Genomic DNA, 24,300 nt, shown 5'->3' with positions numbered 1-24,300 from the left:
GGTGCACCCAGCGAGCGATCCGCCCGTCTTCCGTCGATCCGCTCTACCCAGGAGGGCCAAGCGGATTTGCCTGCTGCGACGCAACGCATCGGCGGCTTTTCATTCGCCACATACGCACTGGTATTGCTGTGACATGACGGTCACGGACAAGCGCCAGGCTAAGGGCAACACACGATGCGGATGGGCTTTTTCGTCTTGCGCGAGCCCTTTCGCAAGGCCGTCGTTGAAGTCCTCCATGGCATGCGGATGGGTCATGCCTTGCTCTGCTGCAACGGCGTCATGGCTACACCGCAGCTGAAGTGGTCTGGTCGCAAAGCTGGATTAGAACTGACGCGAAGCGTATTCTTTTGAAGCTTTTTTAGCCTCATTCCGTCTCCCCAAAACAGTAGATGCCATGAACGCGATTCGTGCGGCTAGCAACAGCTCATTCCCCACTGTTGTTTTCGAAGAACTGAAGCAAAGCGGATTTCCCACCCAGCGCCTTGATGAGGCGCAATTTTTTATCAGCGCTTTCTTCGCGCGCATCGCAGACAGCGATCTTGAGCTGCACACCGCAGCAGAATGGGCGGCGCTGATCGCCGACCTGATCGGCTTCATGCAGCAGCGCCAGCCGGGCCGTGCCTCGGTGCGGGTGGTCAACCCGCAGAAGAGCCATGCCGGACGAAGCTACGTCGAGGTCGTCACCGACGACATGCCGTTCCTGGTCGACACCGTCACCATGGTCGCGGCCGAGCACCTGCAGATCCATGCCGTGATCCACCCGGTGGTGGAGGTGACCCGCGACACCGCCGGCAAGCTGGTGAAGATCGGCGCCGAGGGCGGCCTGCCGGAATCGGTGATGCACTTCGAGGTGGACCGCGTCGCCGACGAAGCCGCGCAGGAAAAGCTCAAGGCACAGCTGGAAGATTCGCTGGAAGACGTGCGCATCGCCGTCAACGACTGGATGAAGATGCGCGACAAGGCGTTGGAAATCGCCGGCGAACTGCCGTCGCGCCAGCTGCCGATCGACGCTGCCGCCGTGCATGAAGCGTCCGAGTTCCTGCGTTGGCTGGCCGACGACAACTTCACCTTCCTCGGTTATCGCGAATACGAAGTGACCGAGGCCGATGGCGAGGAAGTGCTGCGCGCCGATGAAGGCTCGGGCATGGGCATCCTGCACAAGGCCGAGCGCTCGCTGGCGCCGCGCTCGCTGCGTTCGCTGGTGGCGAGCGACCTGCCGCAGTCGGGCTCGACCGACGCCATCATCCTGACCAAGACCAACGCGCGCTCGCATGCGCACCGTTCGGGCTACATGGATTACGTGGGCGTGCTGAAGTTCGACGCCAACGGCAAGCCGGCGGCGGAACAGCGCTTCCTCGGCCTGTTCACCTCCAGCGCCTACATGTCGCGTCCGCAGAACGTGCCGCTGGTGCGCCAGAAGTTCGAATACGTGATGGACCGCTCGGGCCTCAAGCGCGATTCGCACTCGGGCAAGGCGCTGCGCCACATCCTCGAATTCCTGCCGCGCGACGAGCTGTTCCAGGCGAGCGAAGACGAGCTGTACAGCATCGCGATGGGCATCCTCGAGCTGCGCCAGCGTGCACGCACGCGACTGTTCGTGCGTCGCGACCGTTACGGACGCTTCATCACCTGCACGGTGTTCGTGCCGCGTGACCGCTTCAACACCACCGTGCGCGAACGCATCGAAGCACTGCTGCGCGACGCCATGCGCGGCGAACACCTCGACTCGTCCGTGCTGATGGGCGAAGCCGCGCTGGTGCGCCTGCACGTGGTGGTGCGCCCGAAGATCGGCGACCAGGTGCATTTCGATACCGCCGAACTCGAGAAGGGCGTGGCCGCGATCGTGCGCAACTGGCAGGACGACCTGCGCGATGCGCTGGTGGCCAAGCTGGGCGACCACGATGGCGTGGTGCTGGCCAACCGCTACGGCAAGGCGCTGCCGGCCGGCTACGTCGAAGACGTGGCGCCTGTCGCCGCCGCCGAGGACGTGCATCAGCTGTCGCTGCTGAAGGGCGACGATGCGGTGCGCATGTCGTTCTACCATCCGGCATCGCGTCCGGAAGAGCTGCGCTTCAAGGTCTACCGCAGCGGCGGCGACATCGCGCTGTCCGAAGTGCTTCCGCAGCTGGAAAACCTCGGCCTGCGCGTGCTCACCGAGCATCTCTACGACGTGAACCTGGGCGACACCACGCTGTACATCCAGGACTTCGAAGTGCAGACCGCCGGCAGCCTCGCTTTCAGCGTGGAGCAGGTCGGTACGCTGTTCGAGGATGCGTTCGAGCAGATCTGGCGCGGCAATGCCGAGAATGACGGCTTCAACCGCCTGGTGCTCGGCGCCAAGCTGAGCTGGCGCCAGATCGCCATGCTGCGCGGCTACTGCAAGTACCTGCTGCAGACCGGCGTGGCCTTCTCGCAGAGCTACATGGAAGACGCCTTCAACCGCTATCCGGCCATCGCCGGCCTGCTGGTGGAGCTCTTCCTCGCCAAGTTCGATCCGCGTCGCGAGCAGCTGGGTGCCGATGAACTCAAGCGTGCCGGCGAACTGCTGCGCGGCGAAATGCAGGCGCTGATTCCCGAATCCGTACGCACGGCGCATCCGGTGCTCATCGATGAGCTGATCGCCGCGCTGTCGAAGCCGCGCGACGAGCAGATCGCCGCCATCGAAGAAACCATCGGCACGCTGCTGGAAACGGTGTCCAGCCTGGACGACGATCGCATCCTGCGCAGCTTCATGGCGCTGATCCGCTCCACGCTGCGTACCAGCTTCTTCCAGAAGTGGGACGACGCCTATCGTCCGTACATCAGCTACAAGTTCGACTCGCATCGCGTGCCGGACCTGCCGAAGCCGGTGCCTTACCGCGAAATCTTCGTCAGCGCACCGCGCGTGGAAGGCATTCACCTGCGCTTCGGTTCGGTGGCGCGCGGTGGCCTGCGCTGGTCCGATCGTCGCGAAGATTTCCGCACCGAAGTGCTGGGCCTGGTGAAAGCGCAGATGGTGAAGAACACCGTGATCGTGCCGGTGGGCTCGAAGGGCGGCTTCTTCGTCAAGCGTCCGCCGGTGAACGGTGATCGTGATGCGCAGCTGGCCGAGGGCATCGCGTGCTACCGAATGTTCATCAGCGGCCTGCTCGACGTCACCGACAACCTGATCGAAGGCAAGGTCGTGCCGCCGCATGACGTAGTGCGCCACGACAACGACGATCCGTACCTGGTGGTGGCGGCCGACAAGGGCACGGCGACGTTCTCGGACATCGCCAATGCCATCTCCGTCGAGCATGGCTTCTGGCTGGGCGACGCGTTCGCGTCGGGCGGTTCCAACGGCTATGACCACAAGGGCATGGGCATCACCGCCAAGGGCGCATGGGAGTCGGTGAAGCGGCACTTCCGCGCACTCGGCCGCAACAGCCAGACCGAAGACTTCACCTGCGTGGGCATCGGCGACATGTCGGGCGACGTGTTCGGCAACGGCATGCTGCTGTCGCGTCATATCCGCCTGGTGGCCGCGTTCGACCATCGCCACATCTTCCTCGACCCGAACCCGGATGCCGAGCGTTCGTTCGTGGAGCGCGAGCGTATGTTCAAGGTGCCGCGTTCGAGCTGGGACGACTACGACAAGTCGCTCATCTCCGCGGGTGGTGGCGTGTATCCTCGTTCGCTGAAGTCGATCCCGGTCTCGCCGGAAATGCGCACCGTGCTCGGCCTCAAGCCGGACGTGACGCAGCTGCCACCGGCCGAACTGCTCAGCGCCATCCTCAAGGCGCCAGTGGACCTGCTGTGGAACGGCGGTATCGGCACCTACGTGAAGGCCAGCAGCGAAACGCATGCCGACGTAGGCGACCGCGCCAACAACGCGCTGCGCGTCAACGGCGGCGAGCTGCGCTGCAAGGTGGTGGGCGAGGGCGGTAACCTGGGCTTCACCCAGAAGGGCCGCATCGAAGCCGCCCAGCATGGCGTGCTGCTCAACACCGACTTCATCGACAACTCCGCCGGCGTGGACACCTCCGACCACGAGGTGAACATCAAGATCCTGCTGGGCGACGCCGTGCAGCGCGGTGAGCTGACGCTCGACCAGCGCAACACGCTGCTCGCCAGCATGACCGACGAAGTCGGCCAGTTGGTGCTGTGGGACAACTACCGCCAGAACCAGGCCATCACGCTGATGGAGCGCCAGTCGGTGCATCGCATCGGTTCGATGGCGCACTTCATCCGCATGCTGGAACAGGAAGGCCTGCTCGATCGCCAGGTGGAAAACCTGCCGAGCGAGTCCGAGCTGACCGAGCGCAAGACGCGCGGCATCGGCATGACGCGCCCAGAACTGTCGGTGCTGCTGTCCTACGACAAGATCAAGCTGTACCAGCAACTGCTCGATTCGGACGTGCCGGAAGATCCGTACCTCTCCAAGGAGCTGGTGCGCTACTTCCCCGAGCCGTTGCATGCGCCGTACGCGGACCACATGCAGCGTCATCGCCTGAAGCGCGAGATCATCGCCACCGCGGTGACCAACTCCACGATCAACCGCATGGGCGCGACCTTCATGATGCGCATGCAGGAAGACACCGGACAGGGCCCGGCGGCGATCGCCAAGGCCTACACGGCGGCCCGCGAGATCCTGGGCGCGCGCGAGTTGTGGTCCGAGGTCGAGGCGCTGGACAGCAAGGTGGCCGAGGGCACGCAGATCGATGCGATCCTGCAGATCTGGTCGCTGCTGCGCCACATGACGCGCTGGCTGCTCAACCGTCCGGGTGGCACGCTGGACATCAACGCCAACGTCGATCGTTACCAGACGGGCGTCACCGAACTGCGTGCGGCATTGCCGAATGTGCTCACCGAGACGGGCAAGCAGGACTTCGCCACCAGCCAGGAGAAGTGGGAAGGCCTCGGCCTGCCGTCGGAGCTGTCGCTGCGCATGGCCCGCATCCCCGAGCTGCGCGCCATGCTCGACATCGTCGAAGTGGCCCAGCAGAGCGGCCAGCCCATCGGCAACGTGGCCGGCGTGTTCTACGAACTGGGCGAGTCGCTCGACCTGGAATGGTTGCGCAGCCAGATCGAGGCGCTGCCGGTGGAAGGTGCCTGGCACGCACAGGCCCGCGGTTCGCTGCTGGACGAGCTGAACCACCAGCATCGCGCGCTGGCCCTGCAGGTGCTGTCGATGACCGGCGGTTCGAAGGACATCTCGCCGGTGCAGGCATGGCTGCAGCGTGACGACGCCACGCTGAAATACACCCGCAACATGCTGGCGGAGATCCTCACCCAGAACGCGGACTACCCGATCGCCTCGGTCGCGGTCCGTCGCCTGGCCCAGCTGGCGCAGGTGCCGGTGAACCAGTAAGCCGCTGCGTCATCCCGGCATAAACCGGGATGACGGGTGCATTGGTCGCGGTACTCCGAAGGGCGCAGGCCGGCAACGGTCTTGCGCCCTTCGTCCATCTACGCTCAACTGGCGACCTCACCCCGAACGATGTCAGGCCCCATGCGCTTCGCCTTCGTCGCCAGCGAAACCCACGTTGCCCAGCAGGCACGACGCAAGTTCATCGACCGCTACGACGACGTGGCGCCCGAAGACGCCGACGTGATCGTCGCGCTGGGCGGCGACGGCTTCATGCTGCGCACCCTGCATGCGTATCGCGCGCTGCCGGCGCCGGTGTATGGCATGAAGCTCGGACGCGTCGGTTTCCTGATGAACAAGCATCACGTGGACGAGTTGGAGGGGCGCATTGCGCGCGCCCACGCGGCGGTGCTGTATCCGCTGGAAATGCGTACCGTCGATGCGGCGGGTGATATCCAGCACGCGCTGGCGTTCAATGAAGTCTCGCTGCTGCGCCAGAGCAACCAGGCGGCGCACCTCGAAGTGAAGCTCAACGATCAGGTGAAACTGCCCACGTTGGTGTGCGATGGCATCCTGATTTCCACGCCGGCGGGTTCGACGGCCTATAACCTGTCGGCGCATGGACCGATCCTGCCGCTGGACGCCAATGTGCTGGCGTTGACACCGATCAGTCCGTTCCGTCCGCGTCGCTGGCGCGGCGCGATCCTGCCGCATCGCACGCTGGTGACCTTGCGCGTGCTCGATCCCGGCAAGCGGCCGGTGAGCGCCACCGCCGATTACCTCGAAGTGCGCGACATCCGCGAGGTGCAGATTCGCCAGTCCGAAGGGCAGGGCGTGCGGTTGCTGTTCGATCCTGAGCACAACCTGGAACAGCGCATCCTGGACGAGCAGTTCGCGCCGGATTGAGCTTTCGAGCGAGGCGTCCGGCTGCGCGGGCCGCAAGCGCCACGGCGTGGGGCGGCATGTGTGCAGGCAGGGCGCGCGGTTTCAACGGCGTCGCTACTTGGTGCCTGCCCCCATGCTAGATTCCTCTCCATGAGTCGCCCCGCCCGAGACGCCCACGATCCCGCCGCCGCCACGGACAACCGGCTGGTCGTGGCCATTTCCTCGCGCGCCCTGTTCGACCTGGGCGAAAGCAACGACCTCTTCGAGCAAGAGGGACTGGACGCGTATCGCGCATTCCAGATCGAGCACGAGAACGACATCCTGAAGCCGGGCGTGGCGTTCCCGCTGGTGCAGAAGCTGCTGGACCTCAACAAGCTGGCCGGCGACGTGCCTCCGGTGGAGGTGATCCTGCTGTCGCGCAATTCCGGCGACACCGGTTTGCGCATCTTCAATGCGATCCAGCATTACGGCCTGGAAATCAGTCGCGCTGCCTTCACCAGCGGCGCGCCGACCTCCGATTACATCGCGCCGTTCAAGGCCGACCTGTTCCTGTCCGCCAACGCGGAAGACGTGGGCCGGGCGCTGGCCGCTGGCGTGGCCGCCGCCACCATCCTGCCGTCGACCGCACCGCCGCGCGCGACCGAACAGTTGCGTATCGCGTTTGACGGCGACGCGGTGATCTTCGGCGACGAGGGCGAGCGCGTTACCCGCGAGGAGGGTCTCGAAGCCTTCCATCGCAGCGAGCGGGAGTTGGCCGAGGAGCCGCTGTCGGTGGGGCCGTTCCGCGGGTTTCTCACGGCCGTGCACCGGTTGCAGGCGGCATTCCCTGCCGAGGACTCGCCGATTCGCACCGCGCTCGTCACCGCGCGTTCCGCGCCGGCGCACAAGCGGGTGATACTCACTTTGCGGCGCTGGGGTGTGCGCATCGACGAAGCGCTATTCCTGGGCGGGCGAGACAAGGGCCCGTTCCTCGACGCCTTCGGCGCCGACATCTTCTTCGACGATTCGCCGGCGAACGTGGAATCGGCGCGCAAGCATGTGGCGACGGGGCATGTGCCGCACGGCGTGAGCAATCGCTAGCCAGCGCTTTTGTAGAAGCGCACCCAGTGCGCGAAAAGCCTACAGGCCGTCGATGCCAGAAGCGCCGATCGCGCACTGGGTGTGCTCCTACAGGTAGTGCATTACGGCACCGAATGCCCCTTGCTCGCCGTCCAGATCGCGTACCAGTCCTCCGCATCCAGAGACACGTCCAGCGCCTTCACCGCATCCTGCAGGTTCACCATGCGGCCACTGCCCGTGATCGGGTGCGGACGCGAGGGATGGCGCAGTATCCAGGCGAACGCCAGGGTGGTCAGGCTGATGCCGTGGCGCTCGGCGATGTCGAGCATCGCAGTGCGCGTGCGCACCGCGTGCTCGTCTTCGGCGTTGAAAAGGCGGCCGCCGGCGAGCGGTGACCAGACCATCGGGCGACATCCCAGCTGCTGCGCCTGGTCGAGCGTGCCGTCATCCAGCGCATCCGTCTGCAGCGGCGAAAGCTCCACCTGGTTGGTGACCAGCGGATGGTGTTGCTGGAGCAGGGCGAACTGGCTGGTGGTGTGGTTGGACACGCCCCAATGGGCCACCTTGCCTTCGCGGGTCAGCGTGGCGAAGGTGTCGGCCAGGGCGGCCGCGTCCATCAGGTAGTCGGGGCGGTGGATCAGCACCAGGTCGAGCTGTTCCGCGTGCAGGTTGCGCAGCGACTGTTCCACCTGGGCGCGTACATAGGCGGCCGAGGTGTCGTAGTAGTTGATGCGGTACGGGCGTTGCGCCGAGCGCAGGCGAATGCCGCACTTGGTGACCAGTTGCATGCGCTGGCGCAATGCCGGCTGGGCTTTCAGCGCGTCGCCGAACTGGCCTTCGGCTTGATACTCGCCGTAGATGTCCGCCAGATCGAACGTGGTGATGCCCAGTTCCAGCGCCTGCTCGATCCAGCGCACGCGCTCGGCCACGCTGAGGTTCCAGCTGGTGATGCGCCACAGGCCGGCGACGATGGGGGACATGGTGAAATCAGCTCGGGTCATGGGCGGCGTCGCTGTTTGATCGGGTGGATGAAGGGCGAGCGGGCGTGGTCGTCAGACCATCTTCGTGCGGCGCCACCAGGGCGTGACCTTTTCCTCGCGCACCAGGGTGAAGAGGCCCGAGCCGAGGATGAGCACGATGCCGATCAGCATGGGCCAGTCCAGGTGGTCGCCGAACAGCCAGTAGCCGAAGAAGATCGCCCAGAGCATCTGGCTGTACTGCGTGGGCGCGATGCGATTGGCCGGCGCGTGATGCGTGGCCAGCATCAGCAGCACGCCGGCGAGCCCCGCGAGCAGGCCGTAACCGGCAAGCAGGAACCACTGGTGCGCATCCGGCCATACGAAGGTAGGCAGCATCCATGCGGCGCCGCTTACCAGTGGGCCGATGACGCCGGCGCCGTAGAGGCTGATGCGCTTTTCGTGCGGGCCGGCCATGCGCAGGGCCACCACCGATACCGCGCCGGAGAGGCCGCAGGTCATGGCCGCGAAGTGGCCCACGCCCAGCGCGCGAAAGCCGGGCCGCAGCACCACAAGCACGCCGATGAATCCCACGATCACCGCCGACCAGCGCCGCCAGCCCACGTGTTCCTTGAGGAAAATCACCGAGAGCAGGGTCACGAAGATCGGCAGCAGGAAGATCAGTGCGAACGCCTCGGCCATCGGCAGCGCGGTGAAGGCGATCACGGCCGAGGTGTTGCAGATGGCGCCAGTGATGGCGCGAATCCACCACAGGCTCGGCTTGCGCGCGTGGAACACCTCGAGGTAGCGGTCCCCGGGTTTGCGGATGAACGGCAGGGCGCTGAGCATCAGCACGGCACCGAAGAACACCGCCTCGTAGGCGGGCAGGGTGCCGTGCAGGGATTTCACGAAGGCATCGCTGATCGCGTAGGCGGCGTAGCAGGCGAAGCCTAGAAGAACACCTTTGAACATGGAGGGTCCGGCCGGGGGAGCGGGTATGCCAGGGCGTCGTCTCGGCGAGGGCTGGAACCGGGACATCGATGGCGCCAGGCGGGCCGGCCCGCGCCCTGGGGCGCACCGGAACGACGGAAAGCGCTGCGCATGGTCCCACAGCAGGCCCCGGGCGCCTACCCCATGCCTGCTGCACCCCGCCATGACCCGCACGTAAGGGCCCGCTAGAATGAGGGTTTGTCCCAGTCACGGAACCCCCGCATGTCCGCTCGCCTGAATCCCCTCGATCTCTACGACGTCCGCTCGCTGCTGTCCGACGAAGAACGCATGGTGCAGGACTCGGTGGGCCGTTTCGTGGACGAGAGGGTGTTGCCGATCATCGGCGACTGCTTCGACCAGGGCCGCTTTCCGAAGGAACTGATTCCGGAAATCGCCAGCCTGGGCCTGCTTGGCGCGACCATTCCCGAGAAGTACGGCTGCGCCGGCATGAATGGCGTGAGCTATGGCCTGATCTGCCAGGAGCTGGAGCGCGGCGATTCGGGCCTGCGCAGCTTCGCCTCGGTGCAGAGCTCGCTGTGCATGTACCCGATCTACGCCTACGGCACCGAAGAGCAGAAGATGCACTACCTGCCGAAGATGGCGGCGGGCGAGATCATCGGCTGCTTCGGCCTCACCGAGCCGCACGGCGGTTCGGACCCGGCCAACATGAAGACCAACGCCAAGAAGGACGGCGGCGACTGGGTCATCAACGGCGCCAAGATGTGGATCACCAACGGCAACCTCGCGCACATCGCCATCGTGTGGGCGCAGACCGAGGACGGCATCCAGGGCTTCATCGTGCCCACCGACACCAAGGGCTTCACCGCGCAGGAAGTGCACAAGAAGATGAGCCTGCGCGCGTCGGTGACGTCCGCGCTGTTCTTCGACAACGTGCGCGTGCCCGAAGCCAACCGCCTGCCGAACGTGAAGGGCCTGAAGGGTCCGCTGGGCTGCCTCACGCAGGCGCGCTACGGCATCACCTGGGGCCCGATCGGCGCCGCGCAGGCCTGCCTGAAGGAAGTGCTCGACTACACGCAGGAGCGCGTACTGTTTGGACGTCCGTTGGCGTCCAACCAGGCCATCCAGATCAAGATGGCCGAGATGGCCCGCCGCATCACCATGGCGCAGCTGCTGTCGCTGCAGCTCGGCCGCCTGAAGGATGCCGGCACCATGCAGCCGACGCAGGTGTCGCTGGCCAAGTGGAACAACTGCCGCATCGCCATCGACATCGCGCGCGAGTGCCGCGACATCCTTGGCGGCGCCGGCATCACGACGGAACACGTGGCCATCCGACACGCGCTGAACCTGGAATCGGTCATCACCTACGAAGGCACCGAGACGGTGCATCAGCTGGTGGTGGGCCGCGAGCTGACGGGCATCAACGCGTTCTGATGCTTCGCGGTCGCCGCCATCCCGACCCTTGCCGGGACGACGCAGAGATAGACGAAGCCATAGCGACGGAGTGCCTGGCATGAGCTGGCAAGACATTCGCATCGAAACCGATCGACTCATCCTCCGCCCCACGCAGGCGGAGGATTTCGAAGGCTGGGCGGCGCTGATGGCCGACGAGGAAAACTCACGCCATATCGGTGGTCCGCAACCGCGCGCCACCGCGTGGCGTGGTTTTCTCTCGATGGTCGGTGCGTGGGCGATCCAGGGCTTCGCCATGTTCTCGGTGATCGAAAAAAGCAGTGGGCGCTGGATCGGACGTCTGGGACCATGGCAACCCGAAGGCTGGCCCGGCACCGAAGTGGGCTGGGGCATCGTGCGTGACGCCTGGGGCAAGGGCTACGCAACCGAGGGCGCCGCGGCCGCCATCGACTGGGCCTTCGACACGCTCGGCTGGACCGAAGTGATCCACACCATCGCACCCGACAACACGGCATCGCAGATCGTCGCGCGCAAGCTCGGTTCGACCTTGCGTGGCCCCGGCCAGTTGCCACCGCCATTCGAGCACGTGATCGTCGAGATCTGGGGCCAGTCCCGTGAACAATGGCGTCGACGCGCATGAGCCATGTCACGCCCGCGCTGTATGCCACGTTGGCCGAGATCGTGCCGGAGCTGCACGTGCATTGTGTCGATCCGTGGTGCGTGATCGGCAGTGCGGCCGCGTTGCTGGCCGGTGCGGATGTAAGCGTGGCGGACGTGGATGTACTCACCTCGCGCGGGGATGCCGAACGCTTGATGACGCTGTGGGCCGATCGCCGTGAGCATGTGTACGAGCCTGCGGGCGCAGAGCGTTTCCGCTCCCATTTCGCGCGATTCCGTTTTCCCGGATTGCCGGTCGAAGTGATGGGCGGGCTGGAGCTGAACCAGGGCGACGGATGGAAGCCCGTATCGGCAGGTCGCCTCCTGCTGGCCGGCCTGAATGGTCTTGCCGTGCCCATGCCGTCGGTCGATGACCAGATTCGTATTCTTGAAAGCTTTGGTCGAGAAAAAGACCTGGCGCGGGCGAAGTCGTTGCGCGCTCTCACTTCCTCTCCCCTCCGGGGAGAGGACTGAGGTGAGGGGCGGGTGCTCGCGATGATGATGCTACGGAGCATGCTTCGACCTGGCCGTATCGCAAGATTGGCCCCTCACCCCAACCCTCTCCCCGGTGGGGAGAGGGGGCTGGTCTGCGCTCTTGCTTGTCTTCCTCCCCCCTCCGGGGAGAGGACCGAGGTGAGGGGCGGGTGTTCGCGATGATGTTGCTACGGAGCATGCTTCGACCTGGCCGTATCGCAAGATGGGCCCCTCACCCCAGCCCTCTCCCCGGAGGGGAGAGGGCTGATCTGCGCGCTTGCTTGTCTTCCTCTCCCCTCCGGGGAGAGGACTGAGGTGAGGGGCGGGTGCTCGCGATGACATTGCTACGAAGCATGCTTCGAGCCCGCGCGGTCGTCTCCTGCGAGAGTCGACAAGCTTTTTGTAGGAGCGCACCCAGTGCGCGAAAAGCCTACGGAGCATGGCGGCCGTGGCGCTGCGGTCGCGCACTGGGTGCGCTCCTACAAGGAGAGCCGGCAGTTCTTTCGCGAGCCTCCGCCCTTCGCCCCAACCCTCTCTCCCCCGGGGATGCCCTTTGGTCACCCAAAGGGGAGAGGGAATACGCGCTTCGCATGAGGCGCAACTCTGTTCCCCTATACGCCGCCACCGCGGCCGTTCGTTGACGAGACACCATGACCGCCATCCCGTACTCCCTCACGGCACGCCACAAGGGTTTCAACCGCGCTGAAATCGTCGACCAGAACTTCACCGAGTTCGTGCAGCTCTGGCATGGCGAGGTGCAGGCGCCCCACGGTGACCATTCGCCCGTGCTTCCCGGCAGTTCGCTCGACGCGAAGGGCTTTCGCGAGCTGCTCGAATCGCAGCTGATCAGCCGGCACCTCGACCTGATGGCGCGCGTGTTGCGTGTGCAGAACAAGGTGTTCTACACCATCGGTTCCAGCGGCCATGAAGGCAACGCGATGGTGGCGCGTCTCACGCGTCATACCGATCCCGCGTTCCTGCATTACCGCTCCGGCGGCTTCATGGCCGAGCGTTTCCGCAAGCTGCCCGGCATGGATCCGGTGATGGATTCGGCGCTGTCGTTCGCCGCCAGCATGGAAGATCCCGCCTCGGGCGGTCGCCACAAGGTGTGGGGCAGCAAGCCGTTGTGGGTGTTGCCGCAGACGTCGACCATCGCCTCGCACTTGCCCAAGGCATTGGGCACGGCCGTTGCCATCGAGCAGGCACGGCGCATCGGCCACAAGCTGCCGATTCCCGAGGACAGCATCACCGTCTGCTCGTTCGGCGATGCCTCGTCGAACCACGCCACGGCGCAGACTGCTTTCAACGCCGCGGCCTGGACGGCGTACCAGAAGCTGCCGGCGCCCGTGCTCTACGTGTGCGAGGACAACGGTATCGGCATCTCCGTGAAGACGCCGAGCGGATGGGTGGCGAATAATTTCCGCCATCGCGCGGACCTCGATTATTTCTTTGCCGACGGCCTCGATCTTGCGAACGGTTATGCGCAAGTGCAGGAGGCGGTGGAGCACTGCCGCACCACGCGCCGTCCGACCTTCCTGCATCTGCGCACCACGCGTGTCATGGGCCATGCCGGTACCGATTTCGAAATCGAGTGGCGCAGCGTGGAGGAACTGTTTGCGGTGGAGGCCAGCGATCCGCTGCTGCGTTCCGCCGAAATCGCCTTGTCCTCCGGCCTGTACAACAAGGAATCGCTGCTCGCGCTGTACGAAGCCACGCGCAAGCGTTGCTTCGAGGCGGCCGAAGATGCCGATCGGCGCCCGCGCCTGACCACGCTCGAGCAGGTCATGAAGCCACTGGCGCCGTATACGCCGGATGCGGTGAAGGCTGAAGCCGAGCGCACGGATTACCAGCACCGTCGCGTCGCTGCGTTCGGCGGCGAAGACAAGCTTCCCGAGAAGCAGGCGCCGCGTCATCTGGCCATCCAGATCGGCCAGGCGTTGCACGACATCATGGCGAAGTATCCCGAGTCGCTGCTGTTCGGCGAGGACGTCGCGCAGAAGGGCGGCGTGTATACCGTCACCAAGGGCCTGCACAAGACGTTCAAGGGCAGCCGCGTGTTCAACACGCTGCTGGACGAGACGATCATCCTGGGCCTCGCGCAGGGCTACGCGAACATGGGCATGCTGCCCCTGCCGGAAATCCAGTACCTCGCGTATTTCCACAACGCCTGCGACCAGATTCGCGGCGAAGCGGCTTCGCTGCAGTTCTTCTCCAACGACCAGTACCGCAACCCGATGGTGATGCGCGTGGCGAGCCTGGGTTATCAGAAGGGTTTCGGCGGCCATTTCCACAACGACAATTCGATCGCCGCGTTGCGCGATATTCCCGGCCTCGTGGTCGGTTCGCCGAGCCGTGGCGACGACGCCGCCACCATGCTGCGCACGATGACGGCATTGGCGAAGGTCGATGGCCGCGTCTGCGCGTATCTCGAACCCATTGCGCTGTACATGACCAAGGATCTGTACGAAGCCGGCGATGGCCAGTGGCAGTTCGCGTATCCCGAGCCCGGCGAAGCGATGACCTTGGGCGAAGGTCGTGTGTATGACGGCGACGCCAACGACCTGGTGATTTTCACTTTCGGCAATGGCGTGCCGATGTCGTTGCGTGCGGCGAAGACGATCACGCAAGAGCTCGGTTGGAGCGTGCGCGTGGTCGACTTGCGTTGGCTCGCTCCTCTCAACAACGCCTTCATCGCGGAACAGGCAGAATCGGCGAAACGCATCATTGTGCTGGATGAAGGTCGGCGCAGTGCGGGTGTAGGCGAAGGCATCATCACCGCCATCGTGGAAGGCGGCCATGGCGCCACGCCGCTGCAGCGAGTGGTGGGTGCGGATACCTACACACCGCTTGCGGGTGCCGCACTGCTGGTGCTGCCGGGCGAGGCGGATATCGTCGCCGCCGCTCGCAAGCTGACCTGATAGGGCGTACGGAGACACCGGCTTTGCTGGTGCGCCGACGGCTCGGCGCACTCTGGCATCGAAGGGGTTTTCAATGACTTGTCGTGCTGTCCTGTTGGTATTGTCGATGACGATGGCCGCCTGTTCGACGCAACGCGATCAGGCGGCGGACCCCGTGCGGGAAGCCGTCGCCCCGCCTGTTCCTACCCTGGACAAGAGCGGCACGCTCTATTTCTACGGGCTTTTGCAACGGCCGGATTTCTCGCTGGCATTTGCGGCCATGTCGGGCACGAGCCAGTTGCCTGCCTGGACGCGGCACGACCAGCGATCCACGCCGGCACAGAGGGTGGAGGTGGCCGGTCGCGAACGATGGCTGGCCGTGGCATGCAAGCCGCACGACTGTCCTACCGAGCGCATCATGGTGCTGTACGACGCGCAGGCCCACGAGATGACGGGACTGTTCGCGCGGCGCAAGGTGGACGCCTCGGATCTCACCAGCAACGCCCCGACCAACGACGAGCTGACCTGGCTTGGCGTGCCGGACGACGAGACCAGGCGATTCCTGCACGAGCGTATGTACTCGGCTAAATAGCGAGTGCGGTGAATGTCGCGTTGAGATCGCGCACCGGATGCGCTCCTACAACGCGGGGTGACGGCGTCTCCAGGCTTCGGTGCCGGCGATGCACAGTACCAGCCACACCAGTCCGCTCGCGTAACCGGCCATCACGTCGCTGAAGTAATGCACCTGCAACACGATGCGGCTCAGTCCGATGACCGTGACCATGGCCACCGCCAGGGCAACGACGAGTCGATGCCAGCGGTGCGCGGACAGGCGCAGCAACACGTATGCCAGCATGCCGTAGAACACGATCGCGCCGAACGCGTGGCCGCTGGGAAAGCTCCAGCCGTGTTCGACGATGAAGCCGTGGCTGTGCAATGGGCGTGGCCGTTGGAACAGGGCCTTCAATCCGCTGTTGAGCGGCACGATGCCGGCCATGGCGATCGCCCAGCAGGTGGCCAGCTGCGGTTGGCGACGCAGCAGCAGTACCGCCAGGACCAGCACGGTGGCGGTCGCGACCGAACCCAGGTCGCCGAAGTGCGAGACGAAGGCCACGACGCTCAGCGTGGAAGGCTGCATGCGTGCGCGCAGATCCTCGGCAAGCGCCGTATCGAAGCGGGATAGTCCGGCCTCCATGCCCAACGCGAGCGCCAAGGCCGCGAAGAGCAGCAGGGCCGCGATCGACAGCGTCACCACCGTGCGCGCCCGTATCATCGTGGGCTCATGGCCCAGGCGCAGTGCCGTTTCGCGCTGGCGCCGGTTCCACTGCCATGCGATATCGCCTGCGAGGCAGGCGAGCAACAGCAGGGCTGCCCAGAGCGCGAGGGCATGCGTGGCGATCCATTCCACCGGGTCGTTCATCGGGCGAGTCCTTGGGGAGCGCGCACATCATCTTCGGTGGACAGGCCCGCGTCGAGCCTGCCTGCACCCATGACTTCCAGTGCTGGCCTGTGCTTGCGTTTGCCGCGATAGTGTCGCGATCCACAGCCCAGGAGCCCGCGATGTCCCAACGCTTCTCTCCACGCCTGGCCGGCTATTGCGCGATGCTGGTGCTCGCCGCGCCGGTGTATGCGCAGAACAGCGCTCCGTCGACGGCGCCGGTCGCCACGCCTGCCGTTGCCCAGCCGGCCTTGCCGGCGCAGCTGCAGGACTTCGGCGCCTACGTGGACAGCGTCCGCAAGCAGTTCGACGTGCCGGGCATCGCGGTAGCCATCGTCAAGGATGGGCAGGTCGTGCTGGAGCAGGGCTACGGTCTGCGCGAGCAGGGCAAGCCCGAGCCGGTGGACGCCCGCACGCTGTTTGCGATTGCCTCCAATACCAAGGCCTTCACCGCGGCATCGCTGCAGATGCTGGCGGAGGAAGGCAAGCTGAAGATGGACGATCGCGTGATCGATCATCTTCCCTGGTTCCAGATGTCCGATCCCTATGTCACGCGCGAGATGCGCGTGCGCGATCTGCTCGCGCATCGCAGTGGCCTGGGCCTCGGCGCGGGCGACCTGCTGTATTGGCCGCCGACGTCCTATTCCACCAAGGAAGTGGTGCAGCGCCTGCGCAACGTTCCTTTGGCGACGAGTTTCCGCAGCGCCTACGCCTACGACAACATCCTGTTCGCGGTGGCCACGCTGGTGATCGAGCAGGTCTCCGGGCAGAGCTATGCCGACTTCGTCCGCGAGCGCATCTTCAAGCCGGTGGGCATGGATGAATCGCTGGTCGACATGGCCGCGCTCAAGCCCGGCATGGACGTGGCCATGGGCCACGCCAAGTTCAACTTCACCGAACTCAAGCCGGTGCCGCCGATGGCGTGGTCGAACAACTCGGGTGCGGGTGGCATCTACGCCAGCGTGCATGACCTGGCCAAGTGGATGAACGTGCAGCTCGCGGGCGGCAAGTTGCCGAATGGCAAGCCGCTGTTCTCCGAGGACAGCCAGAAGCAGATGTGGTCGATGTTGATCCCGATAAAGATCAGCGAGCCGCCGGTGCCGGAACTGAAGGACATGCGTCCCAACTTTGCCGGCTACGGCGAAGGCTGGTCGCTTTCCGACTATCGCGGCCAGCGCCTGGTATGGCACACGGGCGGCTGGCCCGGCATGGTGTCGCGCCTCACGCTGGTACCGGAACTGAAACTGGGTGTGGTGGTTCTGACCAACCAGGAATCCGGCGCCGCGTTCAATGCGGTGACCTATCGCGTGCTCGATGCGTACATGGGTCGCGACAAGAAGGATTGGGTGGCGGCCTATGCGGCGGCCGTCAAGAAGTCCGAAGGCAACGCGGACGACAGCTGGCAGAAGCACCAGGCCGCGCGCGACAAGAACGGCAAGCCGTCGTTGCCCCTGGCCAGCTATGCCGGTACGTTCCGCGATCCCTGGTATGGCGACATCGTGGTGAGCCAACACGGCGGAAAGCTGCGCCTGACGTTCTCCAAGACGGCGCAGCTGGCCGGCAACATGCAACCATGGCAGCACGATACGTTCATCGTGCGCTGGGATGATCGTTCGCTCAACGCCGATGCGTTCGTGACCTATGCGCTGGACCCCGACGGCAAGGTGCGCGAAGTTCGCATGCAGCCGATCTCGCCGATGACCGACTTCAGCTTCGACTTCCAGGACCTGCGCCTCTCGCCAGTGAAGGATGCGAAGACAGCGTCGCCCTGACCAATAGCAGGGGCGTTCCACGCGAGGCGCTGCCTATAGTGGCAGCGTCCCCACGGAAGAGCACGAACATCGAATGAAACGTCTCGTCACCGGCCTGCTGGGCCTGTCGTTCGCTGGCCTGTGCATGGCTGCACCCGACGCCTGTCGCTACGGTGTGTATGGCGAGGCGGGCAAGCCGCCCGTCGTGATCTCCAATCCCACCGGCGGTGCCGGCGCACCGGAGCGCTATACCTTTATCGACGGACGGCGCGGCGACGTCAACGGCAAGGATGGCCTCGTGCATTGCGCACGCGGCGCCGTCAGCGTGCGCCAGGGCGATGGCAGCTACGTCGTGCAGCCGCGCGTGGCGCTTCGCGAAACGCCCACGCGCTTCAAGAGCCATGGCGCCGAGCTGGCCGGCGTGCTGATCGAGCCCGCATCGACGAACGGCAAGCCGCCGTTGGTCGTGTTCGTGCACGGTTCGGAGAAGACGCCCGGCATCGGAGGCTACTATCCCTACGTGTTCGCCGCCGAAGGCCTTGCCGTGTTCGCCTACGACAAGCGCGGCACCGGCGCGTCCGAGGGTGATTACACGCAGAACTTCGAGCTGCTGGCCGACGACGCCGCTGCGGCGTTGGATCAGGCGCGTGTGCTGGCGACGGGACGCTACTCGCGGGCCGGCTTCTTCGGTGGCAGCCAGGGTGGCTGGGTTGCGCCGCGGGCCGCCGCGCTCGCACACGCCGACTATGTGGCGGTGGGTTTTGGTCTTGTCATGACGCCGCTGGAAGAGGACGAACAGCAGGTCGTGCTGGAGATGCGGGAAAAGGGTTACGACGACAAGGCCATCGCCCATGCGCGCGAAGTGGCGGATGCCGCGGGCCAGGTGATGGCCTCGCATTTCACGTCGGGCTACGAACAGCTGGCCGCGGTGAAGCAACGCTTCGCGAACGAACCCTGGCTGCATCGCATCGAAGGCGAGTTCACCGGCCCGTTGCTCGCCGAAAAGGAAGCCGACCTGCGCCGTACAGGTGCAGCCCGTTACGACAATCTCAACATTGTTTGGCGGTACGACGCCGTCGCGGCGATTCGTGCCTTGAACATTCCGCAACTGTGGGTGCTCGCCGGCGACGACCGCGAAGCGCCCAACGCCGTCACGCGGCAACGCCTGACGGAGATGAAGCAGCAGGGCAAGCCGATCGACCTCTACGTATTCCCGCACACCGACCACGGCATGTACGAGTTCGTGCAGGATGCCGACGGCACGCGTCACGTCACCCGCATTACGGATGGCTATTTCCGCTTGCTCGCCGACTGGATCCGGCAGGAGACGCATCCACCTTACGGTACGGCAAAGCACGTGCCGTGAGCTGATGCGGCGCGGGACGCTGGAGAGCCTTCGAGAGCACGCCTGTTGAAGGTTCCAGTCATGTCGACAGCTTGCTTGCATGTCGCAGCGGGATGGGGGCAACCTGTCGGGAGATGTCGCTGACGAGGTAATGCCATGTCCCTCGATCGTCGCGAGTTCCTGAGGCTGGGTGCCTGCGCCGCCGCAGCCGGCATGATGCCGTTGCGTACGCTTGTGGCAGGCGCGCCTTTGCCGAAGGCGGATGCGACCTTGCGCATCGGTCGCTCGCTTGTCGAGCTCGCGCCGGACCGCATCGTCCCCACCACGACGTACAACGGCCAGTGTCCGGGGCCGCTGCTGCGGTTCCGCGAGGGCCAGCGCGTGGTGGTGGACGTCTACAACGACACCGACGTGCCAGAGCAATTGCATTGGCACGGACAAGCCGTGCCGGTCGAGGTGGATGGTTCGGCGGAAGAGGGCACGCCGTTCATCCCAGCGCACGGCATGCGGCGCCTGGCGTTTACGCCGGGGCCGCCTGGCTTTCGCTTCTATCACAGCCATGTCACCGCGCGGGACGACCTGACCAAGGGGCAATACGCCGGCCTCGTCGGGCCCCTCTACGTCGAACCACGCGATGAGCCTGGCCGCTACGATCGCGAAGTGTTCCTGACGCTCAAGGAGTTCGAGCCGTACTTCAGCCAAGGCGGGGACATGGCCGTGGATTTCCTGCGTCCTGCCGATCGCGACCGAGACCTGCAACGACGCGGCGAACAGGCGATGCGCGCATCGCTCGCGGGCGGCTCGGCCAAAGGCTATGAAGTGGGTTACCAATCGTTCGCCATCAATGGCCGCATGCTCGGACATGGCGAGCCCCTTCGCGTGAAGGCAGGCGAGCGGGTGTTATTTCATGTGCTCAATGGCAGCGCCACCGAGATCCGCAGCCTTGCCTTGCCAGGACACACGTTTCGCGTGACCGCGCTCGATGGCAATCCGGTGCCGCGCACCGCCGAGGTGCCGGTGCTGTGGATCGGCACGGGCGAGCGGGTCAGCGCCGTAGTGGAAATGACGCACGCGGGCGTATGGCTCATGGGCGACCTCGACGACGACGATCGCTCCCGCGGCATGGGCATCGTGGTCGAATACGCGGGGCACAAGGGCAGGCCACGGTGGAATGCGCCAGCCCATGCAGGCTGGGACTATCGTTGGTTTGCGGCGCAGGATCGCAAGCCCCTGCCGACGGATGAAATCATCGAGCTCACCTTCGCGAAGGCCAATGCTGCCGAGCGGGGCTTCAACCGGTGGACCATCAACGACGTGGCTTTCGACATGAAGGCAATGCGTCCGATGGTGACGTTGCGACATGGCATGCGCTATCGGCTGCGCATGCACAATGCCAGCGACGATATCCATCCGATGCACCTGCATCGCCATCGATTCGAAATCACGGGCATCGCCGGCAGGCCGACCGCGGGTGTGCTCAAGGACGTGGCGATGCTGGGCGGCTACCAGACGATGGATCTGGACTTCACCGCGGACCAGCCTGGCCTGTCGCTGTTCCATTGCCATATGCAGTTGCATATGGACTTCGGCTTCATGGCCTTGTTCGACTGCGTCTGAGCTGAAACCTTCCGTCGCGTTAACGCATGAACTTGCGCCCGCTTTCGTGGCGTTTTTGCGGCAGAAATCACTCGCCACGCACTTCGCAGGAATCCATCATGTCGCCACCGCCGGCCAGGCGCGCCAGGGGGCGCGCTGCTTCCCCGGTGGCGTCCTGATGGAGACACGCATGAAAAAAGTACTGTTCGCCCTCGCGCTGGGTGCCCTGACGGCAACCCCGGCGCTGCTGGCGGCGCCGGCCCCGTACGGCCAGGACCACGATTACTACGATCATGACCGCGGCCATGATCACGATCACGATCACGATCGGGATCACGACCGCGATCGCGACCATGATCGTGATCGCGACCATGATCGTGATCGCGACCATGATCGCGAGCGCTACGAGCGCGACCGCGAGCATCACGAAGAACATTACGATCGCCGCGACTACGTGATCGTGCACGACCGCGGCATGCATGAAGGCTGGTACCACCGTGGCGGTTATGTGCCGGTGGAGTACCGGGACCGCCGCTACGTGGTCGAAGACTGGCGCACCTATCACCTCGCTCCGCCCCCGCCGGAACATCAGTGGGTGCGTAGCGACACCGGCGAATTCCTGCTGGTGGCAGCCGCGACCGGCATCATCACCGACATCATCATCAACAGCCATTGACGGCCAGGCCGCATCGCCTTCGTTGCGATACGGCCTTGCTCCAGGCTTTCGAACGGGTCGGTTTCGGCCCGTTATTTCGCAGGTTTTTTCGAGACGGCAAGACGCAGCATGAACGGTCGTGACGCAATGACGATTGCGCGACACATGCTTGTTGCATAGTCGCGCCGCAGGCACATGAGAGCCTGCACGCATCCGCCGCGGAACATGCGTGTTACCGGGCGCAATGCACGAGGGGGAGTCCGTCCACCTGGCGGCATCTCCATGGATCAGACGAGTTCGCGCTGGAGGGAACGAACATGAAATCGTACGGTTTGATCGCTGTCTTGCTCGCGGGTCTGCTGGCAGGTCCGGCTGTGTATGCACAACAGGCGTCCGCGCCCGCGGGTTCCACCGGGCAATGCAAGGATGGCAGCTACACCGACCATGCCACCAAGAAGGGCGCCTGCTCGGGCCACAAGGGCGTGAAGGAGTGGTACGACACGGCCGCCGCTGCACCGGCCGCTGCGGCACCCGCAGCCGCTGCTGCGCCTGCCTCGGCCCCTGCCGCCGCGCCGGCGCCCAGCGCTCCGGCAAAGACGGCCGCGCCGAGCAAGTCCATGCACGAGCCTGCGGCCACGGCAGCACCGGGTGGCGGTCCGGGCATGGTCTGGGTGAACTCCAGCAGCAAGGTCTACCACTGTCCGAACGACAAGTGGTACGGCAAGACCAAGTCGGGCTCCTACATGAGCGAGGCCGACGCCAAGGCCAAGGGTTACCACGCCGATCACAACAAGACGTGCACGCCGTAACCAGGCACGCGCGATAGCGGAAAGACGAGGGCCGGCGCATGCCGGCCCTTTTCATGGTGCGATGGTCGAGGCTCAATCCAGGCGCTTGTGGAACAGCCGTATCGCCAGCGTGAGCATGATGGCGATGAATGCGGCGAGCGCGACGCAGTCCTGCCACAGATCGCCCAGCGTCGCGCCACGTAGCATGACGCCGCGGATCAGGCGCATGAAGTGGGTGAGCGGCAGCAGCTCGGAGATCCACTGCGCGGGCCGTGGCATGCCGTCATAGGGAAACATGAAGCCGGACAGCAGGATCGACGGCAGGAACACGAAAAAGGTCATCTGCATCGCCTGGAACTGCGATTTCGCGCGCGTGGAGATCAGCAGGCCCAGCGACAGATTGGCCAGGATCAGCAGGCTGGATGCCATGTAGACGTCCCAGAGGCTGCCGCGTATCGGCACCTTGAACAGCCACACGCCCAGCAGCAGCACCATGCTCGTCTGCACCAGGCCGATGGCGGCGTACGGCAGCACCTTGCCGATCATCAGCTCGGTACGACTCACCGGCGTGGTGATCAGCAGTTCCATGTTGCCGCGCTCGGTCTCGCGCACGATCGCCACCGCGGTGAACAGCACCATGGTCATGGTGAGGATGACACCCACCAGTCCGGGCACGATGTTCACCGGCGAGCGGCGCTCGGGGTTGTAGAAGCTCACCACGCTGATCGGTTGTTCCGCCATCGCGTGGAAGTCGTCGGGCTGGTTGAGCGGGTATTGCGCGAGCTGCGCCGCGGCCGATTGCACGACGTTGTCGCTGCCGTCGACCATCACCTGGATGGCCTCGCGCCCGTCGAGCTTGCGTCGTTCGTAATCCGGCGGGACGGCGATGGCCACGCTCACGCGGCCTTCGCGCAGCAGGTCGATCAGCTGTTGCGGGCTCTGCGCCGTGGCACGCAGTTCGATCACGCCGCTGGCGAGCATGTCCTGCACGGCAGCGCGCGAACCGGCGGTCTGCGCCTGGTCGGCCACCGCCGCAGGGAGGTGGCGCAGGTTGAGGTTGATGGCGTAGCCGAACAACACCAGCTGCAGCACCGGCATGCCGATGATCATCGCCAGCGTGATGCGATCGCGACGCAGCTGGCGCAGCTCCTTGATCATGATCGCCCACAGGCGGCGCAGGTTCACGCGGGTTGCTCCTGCTTGTCGGCGTGCTTTCGGGTGGCGACGACGAAGACGTCTTCGAGGTTGGGCGGAACACCCTCCACGTCGGCCTGCGCACCGGCTTCGCCGAGACGATGGCGCAGCGCATCGATGGATGCGTTGCCTTCGCGCATCAGCACGCGCAGTTCGTTGCCGATCTGGGCCACGCTGAGCACATCGGTTTGGCCGTCCAATGCCTCCTTGGCCTTGCGTGGCGTGCCCGCGCGCACCAGGAAGGTGCGGCCATCCAGTTTCTTCGTGAGTTCGGCGGGCGTGCCGTCCGCCACGAGGTTGCCGTTGTCGAGGATGGCCAGGCGATGGCAGCGCTCCGCCTCGTCCATGTAGTGCGTGGAAACGAGGATGGTGGTGCCTTCGTCGGCGAGCTCGAACAGCTTCTCCCAGAAATCGCGCCGCGATTCCGGGTCGACGGCACTGGTGGGCTCGTCGAGGAACAGCAGCTCCGGCCGGTGCACGATCGCGCCCGCGAGCGCGAGGCGCTGCTTCTGGCCGCCGCTGAGGGTGCCGGCGAGCTGGTCCTCGCGGTCATCCAGTCGGTAACGCTTGAGCAGGTCGTCGACGCGCGGCTTTTCATCGTGGCGCGACAGGCCTTGCACGGTCGCGAGGAACTCCAGGTTCTGGCGTACGGACAGGTCGTCGAACAGCGAGAACTTCTGCGTCATGTAGCCGATGTGCTGCTTGAGTTCCTCCGCCTGCTCTGGGATGTGCAGTCCGAGCACTTCGATGTCGCCCTCGCTGGGCGTAAGCAGGCCGCACAGCATGCGGATCGTGGTCGACTTGCCCGAACCGTTGGGGCCGAGGAAGCCATACACGCAGGCGCGCGGCACCTCCAGGTTCACCTTGTTGACCGCCACTACCTGGCCGAAGCGTTTGGTGAGGCCTTGCGCGTGGATG

19 protein-coding genes are annotated in these 24,300 nt (G+C 65.2%); 13 read left to right on the top strand and 6 right to left on the bottom strand.

Features of this window, described 5'->3' with window-relative positions:
- Positions 1-99 precede the first annotated feature (99 nt).
- Positions 100-255, bottom strand: a complete 156-nt coding sequence (locus tag CA260_RS21185; protein WP_172461846.1) for a hypothetical protein — start codon at positions 253-255, stop codon at positions 100-102.
- Positions 256-394: 139 nt separating this feature from the next.
- Here CA260_RS21185 and CA260_RS13880 point away from each other — a divergent pair, with 139 nt between their 5' ends.
- The 3 genes from CA260_RS13880 (at position 395) to CA260_RS13870 (ending at position 7,291) form a co-directional block, all read left to right on the top strand.
- Complete coding sequence (locus tag CA260_RS13880; protein WP_111983664.1) at positions 395-5,329, top strand: NAD-glutamate dehydrogenase; 4,935 nt, start codon at positions 395-397, stop codon at positions 5,327-5,329.
- Positions 5,330-5,470: 141 nt separating this feature from the next.
- Positions 5,471-6,232 (top strand): NAD kinase, encoded by a 762-nt coding sequence (locus CA260_RS13875; protein WP_111983663.1) that lies wholly within the window; start codon positions 5,471-5,473, stop codon positions 6,230-6,232.
- A gap of 129 nt (positions 6,233-6,361) precedes the next feature.
- Positions 6,362-7,291, top strand: coding sequence for a 5'-nucleotidase (locus tag CA260_RS13870; protein WP_111983662.1), 930 nt, complete (start codon positions 6,362-6,364; stop codon positions 7,289-7,291).
- A 101-nt stretch (positions 7,292-7,392) separates the two neighbouring features.
- On the opposite strand, the gene CA260_RS13865 is transcribed toward CA260_RS13870, so the two are convergent.
- Together CA260_RS13865 and CA260_RS13860 are read right to left on the bottom strand one after the other, a co-directional pair.
- Positions 7,393-8,250 (bottom strand): aldo/keto reductase, encoded by an 858-nt coding sequence (locus CA260_RS13865; RefSeq protein ID WP_238149765.1) that lies wholly within the window; start codon positions 8,248-8,250, stop codon positions 7,393-7,395.
- 72 nt (positions 8,251-8,322) lie between these two features.
- Complete coding sequence (locus tag CA260_RS13860; protein ID WP_111983660.1) at positions 8,323-9,198, bottom strand: DMT family transporter; 876 nt, start codon at positions 9,196-9,198, stop codon at positions 8,323-8,325.
- 240 nt (positions 9,199-9,438) lie between these two features.
- On the opposite strand from CA260_RS13860, the gene CA260_RS13855 reads away from it, so the two are divergent.
- The 5 genes from CA260_RS13855 to CA260_RS13835 all read left to right on the top strand — a co-directional run bounded on the left by CA260_RS13855 (position 9,439) and on the right by CA260_RS13835 (position 15,207).
- Entirely contained in the window at positions 9,439-10,608 is a 1,170-nt protein-coding gene (locus tag CA260_RS13855; protein ID WP_111983659.1) for an acyl-CoA dehydrogenase family protein, read from the top strand.
- A gap of 79 nt (positions 10,609-10,687) precedes the next feature.
- Entirely contained in the window at positions 10,688-11,227 is a 540-nt protein-coding gene (locus CA260_RS13850; protein ID WP_111983658.1) for a GNAT family N-acetyltransferase, read from the top strand.
- The gene (locus CA260_RS13845; protein WP_238149764.1) at positions 11,224-11,718 is read left to right on the top strand and encodes a hypothetical protein; all 495 of its coding nucleotides are present in this window, start codon (positions 11,224-11,226) and stop codon (positions 11,716-11,718) included. The genes CA260_RS13850 and CA260_RS13845 overlap by 4 nt, the downstream gene beginning before the upstream one ends.
- A gap of 650 nt (positions 11,719-12,368) precedes the next feature.
- The gene (locus tag CA260_RS13840) at positions 12,369-14,636 is read left to right on the top strand and encodes a thiamine pyrophosphate-dependent enzyme (protein WP_111983656.1); all 2,268 of its coding nucleotides are present in this window, start codon (positions 12,369-12,371) and stop codon (positions 14,634-14,636) included.
- A 106-nt stretch (positions 14,637-14,742) separates the two neighbouring features.
- A complete protein-coding gene (locus CA260_RS13835) occupies positions 14,743-15,207 on the top strand; it encodes an Ivy family c-type lysozyme inhibitor (protein ID WP_172461845.1) in 465 nt (154 codons plus the stop codon).
- Positions 15,208-15,252: 45 nt separating this feature from the next.
- Here CA260_RS13835 and CA260_RS13830 read toward each other — a convergent pair whose 3' ends face one another.
- Positions 15,253-16,035, bottom strand: a complete 783-nt coding sequence (locus CA260_RS13830; RefSeq protein ID WP_111983654.1) for a phosphatase PAP2 family protein — start codon at positions 16,033-16,035, stop codon at positions 15,253-15,255.
- A 140-nt stretch (positions 16,036-16,175) separates the two neighbouring features.
- Here CA260_RS13830 and CA260_RS13825 point away from each other — a divergent pair, with 140 nt between their 5' ends.
- The 5 genes from CA260_RS13825 (at position 16,176) to CA260_RS13805 (ending at position 22,209) form a co-directional block, all read left to right on the top strand.
- Positions 16,176-17,825 (top strand): serine hydrolase, encoded by a 1,650-nt coding sequence (locus CA260_RS13825; RefSeq protein ID WP_111983653.1) that lies wholly within the window; start codon positions 16,176-16,178, stop codon positions 17,823-17,825.
- A 73-nt stretch (positions 17,826-17,898) separates the two neighbouring features.
- Positions 17,899-19,170, top strand: coding sequence for an alpha/beta hydrolase family protein (locus CA260_RS13820; RefSeq protein WP_111983652.1), 1,272 nt, complete (start codon positions 17,899-17,901; stop codon positions 19,168-19,170).
- A 135-nt stretch (positions 19,171-19,305) separates the two neighbouring features.
- Positions 19,306-20,766: a multicopper oxidase family protein gene (locus CA260_RS13815; protein ID WP_111983651.1), complete on the top strand. Its 1,461-nt coding sequence runs from the start codon at positions 19,306-19,308 to the stop codon at positions 20,764-20,766.
- A gap of 169 nt (positions 20,767-20,935) precedes the next feature.
- On the top strand, positions 20,936-21,421 hold the full coding sequence (locus tag CA260_RS21255; protein WP_191983775.1) for an RcnB family protein: 486 nt from the start codon (positions 20,936-20,938) through the stop codon (positions 21,419-21,421).
- A 296-nt stretch (positions 21,422-21,717) separates the two neighbouring features.
- A complete protein-coding gene (locus CA260_RS13805; protein WP_111983650.1) occupies positions 21,718-22,209 on the top strand; it encodes a DUF3761 domain-containing protein in 492 nt (163 codons plus the stop codon).
- Between the two features lie 72 nt (positions 22,210-22,281).
- On the opposite strand, the gene CA260_RS13800 is transcribed toward CA260_RS13805, so the two are convergent.
- Together CA260_RS13800 and CA260_RS13795 are read right to left on the bottom strand one after the other, a co-directional pair.
- The gene (locus CA260_RS13800; protein WP_111983649.1) at positions 22,282-23,373 is read right to left on the bottom strand and encodes an ABC transporter permease; all 1,092 of its coding nucleotides are present in this window, start codon (positions 23,371-23,373) and stop codon (positions 22,282-22,284) included.
- Positions 23,370-24,299: an ABC transporter ATP-binding protein gene (locus tag CA260_RS13795; RefSeq protein ID WP_111984387.1), complete on the bottom strand. Its 930-nt coding sequence runs from the start codon at positions 24,297-24,299 to the stop codon at positions 23,370-23,372. The genes CA260_RS13800 and CA260_RS13795 overlap by 4 nt, the downstream gene beginning before the upstream one ends.
- Between the last annotated feature and the right edge of the window lies 1 nt (position 24,300).

This window comes from Dyella jiangningensis (genome assembly GCF_003264855.1).
Classification (GTDB): Bacteria; Pseudomonadota; Gammaproteobacteria; order Xanthomonadales; family Rhodanobacteraceae; genus Dyella; species Dyella jiangningensis_C.
This window is presented reverse-complemented; position numbering and strand designations above follow the sequence as displayed.